3 protein-coding genes are annotated in these 3,960 nt (G+C 76.6%); all 3 read left to right on the plus strand.

Annotated features, from left to right (window positions below):
• Positions 1-67: 67 nt before the first annotated feature.
• Positions 68-1,411: a hypothetical protein gene (locus tag AB0E96_RS39230; RefSeq protein WP_359831350.1), complete on the plus strand. Its 1,344-nt coding sequence runs from the start codon at positions 68-70 to the stop codon at positions 1,409-1,411.
• Between the two features lie 325 nt (positions 1,412-1,736).
• On the plus strand, positions 1,737-1,982 hold the full coding sequence (locus AB0E96_RS39235; protein WP_359831352.1) for an MbtH family protein: 246 nt from the start codon (positions 1,737-1,739) through the stop codon (positions 1,980-1,982).
• 81 nt (positions 1,983-2,063) lie between these two features.
• Positions 2,064-3,960: fatty acyl-AMP ligase (locus tag AB0E96_RS39240; protein WP_359831354.1), on the plus strand; the 1,897-nt coding region annotated here is incomplete at its 3' end.

A 3,960-nucleotide genomic window follows, 5' to 3' on the forward strand; every position in this document is an offset into this window, starting at 1 on the left:
GCAGCCGCCCGTGGCACCGCCCCGCCGGGCCGTACCCGGCCCGTCCGCACGACCGAACGGAGTCCCCGTGACCACCACCCTCTCGCAGGCCCCGACCGCCGGGCCCGCACCCGCCGTCGACACCTCCCGCGCACCCGGCGTCGGCGGCCCCAGCCTGGCCTCCGCCCGCCCGGACCCGGACGACCGGGACCCACGGCGCGCGCTGGACGAGCTGGCGCGGTGGCGGGCCGGGGGCGGGCCGGCCGAGCGGTTCCCGTACGAGGCGGTGCTCGGGCACTACCGGGCGGTCGGCAAGAACGCGGTCGGCGAGGAACTGCTGACGGCCCTTCGCGCCGTCGACACGCGCGACACCGCCGAACCGCACGCCGCCGACGACGCGCAGAACACCATCGGCGCCCGGAACACCGCCGAGACCCGGAGCACCGCCGGACCGCACGCCGCGGACCCGGCGGCACGGCTGCTCGCGGACTGGCTCCCCCAGGTGGTGGACGGCCGGCACGGCGACTACGACAGCTACCTGGGCAGCCCGGTCTTCGCCTCGCTGACCGCGGGCGGAGCGAGCCCGGACGAGGTGATCGCCGCCCTGCTCGCCGACGTGGTGGCGACCGAGGCGGCGACCCTCGCCGGGGCCCCGGCCGGCCTGCCCCGCACCCGGGCCGCCCTGCGCGCCCTCGTCACCAGGACCGGGCTCCTGACCGGGCGCCCGTCCCGGTCCGACGCCGCCGCCACCCCGGAGCGGGCCGTCGACACCCCCGACACCCCCGATATCCCCGACGCCCCTGAGGACCCCGAGGACCTCGCCCGAGCCTGCGCCGAGGCGGTCGCCGAGGCCCGGGAGGCGGTGCCCGCCCGGGTGCTGCGGGCCGTGGAACTGACCCTGACGCCGACCACCCGCAGCCACGACGAGCAGATGTTCATCCGGACCATCCAGATATTCGAGGCGGTGTTCGCCGCGGTCGTCCGGGCGGTGGCGGAGGCGACCGCGGAGCTGGCCGCCGGCCGGGCCGACGCGGCCCGGGCGCGCCTGGCGGGGGCGGTCCGCCAGGTGGCCGGGACCTCCGGGGTGTTCCGGGTCCTGACCACCATGCCCAAGGACGCCTTCGCGGTGATCCGGGCCAACACGGACGGCCGGAGCGCGGTGCAGTCCAGGGCGTACCGGGCCGTCGAGCGGTCCTGCCCGGCGCTGCACGTCGCGCTGCTGGACAGCGGCCTGCCGAGGGACGGACTGCTGCCCGTCATGGCCGAGTTGGACGACGCGTGGGGGGCGATGAAGCGCACCCACTGGGGCATCACCATGAAGATCATCGGAATGGTGCGCGGCACCGGCGGCACCGCCGGCGCCTCCTACCTCCGCGAGGCCGCCGAGGCCCGGCTCTTCCCCTCCCTCGGCCCGGCCCACCGCGCCCGCTGAACCCACCCGGCCCTCCGCGGCCCCACCCGGCCCGGTCCTCCCCCGCCCGGCCGTCGGGGCTTCAGCCGGCGTTCAGTGAGCCGTCAGAACCGCACCGGCCCGCGGCCGGTGCCGTGCCGGTGCCGTGCCGGTGGAACGCCGGTGCCGCGTCCGGCTCCGCCCAGGAAGGGGCCAGGGCCCGCCAGGACCCCGCTCAGGCCGCACCCAGGGCGCGGCAGGAGCGGAACGACAGCATCGATGCAGACCGGTCGGCCCGTGCGAACCGCCACGGACGGCGGCCGGAGCCCCCGTCACCAGAACCCATCCCTCCGATCGGAGCGCAGTCATGAGCAACGAGGACACCACCGTCTACCAGGTCGTCGTCAACCACGAGGAGCAGTACTCGATCTGGCCGGCCGACCGGGAGCTGCCGGCCGGCTGGCGCGCCGAGGGCCCCCAGGGCGAGAAGGCCCGGTGCCTGGCCCACATCGACGAGGTGTGGACCGACATGCGGCCGCTGAGCCTGCGCCTGGCGATGGCGCAGCAGGCCGGCGGCGCCGACGCGGCCGACGCGGTTCCGGCCGCCGGCTGAGAGCGCGGGACGGCCGGGCACGACGGCCGGCCACCACGGCAGACACAGGGCATCGGACAGCGAACGGCGAGGAAAGAACGCGTGGACCCGCGACTTGAGCACCAGGACTGGATCTCGGCGATCGCCGCCACCGCGGCGGCGGATCCGGAGCGCACGGCCTTCGAGTTCTCCGGGAAGGAGGACGCCCCGCCCGAGCGCCTGAGCTACGGACAGCTCGACCGGCGGGCCCGGGCCGTCGCCGCCCGGCTGCAGCGGCTCGGCCTGACCGACCGTCCGGTGCTGCTGCTCCAGCCGCCGGGGCTGGACTACGTGGTCTCCTTCGTCGGCTGCCTGTACGCCCGGGCCGTCGCCGTACCGGTGTACCCGCCCAACCGCCGGCCGCGCTCGCTGGAACGGCTGGTCGACATCGTCGCGGACTGCGGGGCGACGGTCGCCCTGACCACCGCCGCCGTCCGGGACCGGCTGCTGCCCGGCGACCCGGACGGCGCGGTGATGGACGTGCTGCGGCTGGTGGCGAGCGACCGGGTGCCCGAGGAGGAGGCGGAGGGCTGGGCGCACCCGGAGGTCGGCGCCGACACGGTGGCGTTCCTCCAGTACACCTCCGGCTCCACCTCGGCCCCGCGCGGCGTGGTGCTGACGCACGGCAACCTGCTGCACAACTCGGCGCTGATCCAGCGCGCCTTCCGCACCACCGGCAGCACCCGCGGCATGTCCTGGCTGCCGCTCTTCCACGACATGGGCCTGATCGGCGGCATGCTCCAGCCGCTGTACTACGCCGGCTCCTGCTCGCTGATGGCGCCGACCGCCTTCGCCCAGGACCCGCTGCGCTGGCTGCGCGAGATCAGCCGCACCCGGGCGACGGTCAGCGGCGGCCCCAACTTCGCCTACGACCTGTGCGCCGACCTGGCCACCCCCGAGGTGCTGGCCGGGCTCGACCTGAGCAGCTGGGAGGTGGCGTTCAACGGTGCCGAGCCGGTGCGCGCCGAGACCTTCCGGCGGTTCGCCGACGCGTACGCCCCGGCGGGCTTCCGGGCCGAGGCCTTCACCCCGTGCTACGGGCTGGCCGAGGCCACGCTGATCGTCTCCTGCAAGCCGCACGGCACCGCCCCGGCCCGCTACCTGGCCCCGAACTCCCTGCTCGGAGGCGTCGACCAGGACGGCGGGCAGAGCGGAGAGCAGCGCGTCGAGGGCAGCACCGAGCTGGTCAGCAGCGGGCGCCCGGACGCGTCCCAGCGGCTGGAGATCGTCGACCCGGTCACCCGCCGGCCGGTGCCCGCCGGCGCGATCGGCGAGATCTGGCTCTCCGGCCCGAGCGTGGCCCAGGGCTACTGGAACCGGCCGGAGCACAGCGCGGCGACCTTCGGCGCCCGCCTCGCCGAGGACACCACGAACTCCGAGACCACCGCGGACCCCGAGACCACCGCGACCCCCGAGACCACCGCGGACCCCGAGACCACCGCCGCCTCCGCGGACACCGCCTTCCTGCGCACCGGCGACCTGGGCCTGCTGCGCGAGGGCGAACTGTTCGTCACCGGGCGGCTCAAGGACCTGGTCATCGTCCGCGGCCGCAACCACTACCCGCAGGACATCGAGCAGACCGTCTCCGCCGTCCACCCCGCGCTGCGCGCCAACTGCGGCGCCGCCGTCCAGGTCGAACTGGCCGGCGCCGCCGAGCTGGTGATCGTCCAGGAGGTCGCCCGCGACCACCAGGACGGCGACCTGCCGGCGCTGGCCCGCGCGGTGCGCGACGCGGTCGCCGAGGCGCACGGCGTGCGGCCGGCCGCGGTGGTGCTGATCCGCGCCGCCACGCTGCCGCGCACCTCCAGCGGCAAGGTGCAGCGCCACGTGTGCGCCGCCTCCTACCGGGAGGGCGGCCTCACCGCGCTCGCCCACAGCGGCCGGCCCCAGGGCGCCCCCGAGGAGCGGTCGGTGGCCCTGGACGCCGCCGCGCTGCGGGCGGCCGCCCCGGCCGAGCGCC

Origin of the sequence: Kitasatospora sp. NPDC036755 (genome assembly GCF_040636595.1) — a bacterium.
Lineage (GTDB): Bacteria > Actinomycetota > Actinomycetes > Streptomycetales > Streptomycetaceae > Kitasatospora.

Coding starts and splice junctions, on each gene's coding strand:
- AB0E96_RS39235 (WP_359831352.1), top strand. CDS start 1,737: ATGAGCAACGAGGACACCACCGTCTACCAGGTCGTCGTCAACCACGAG.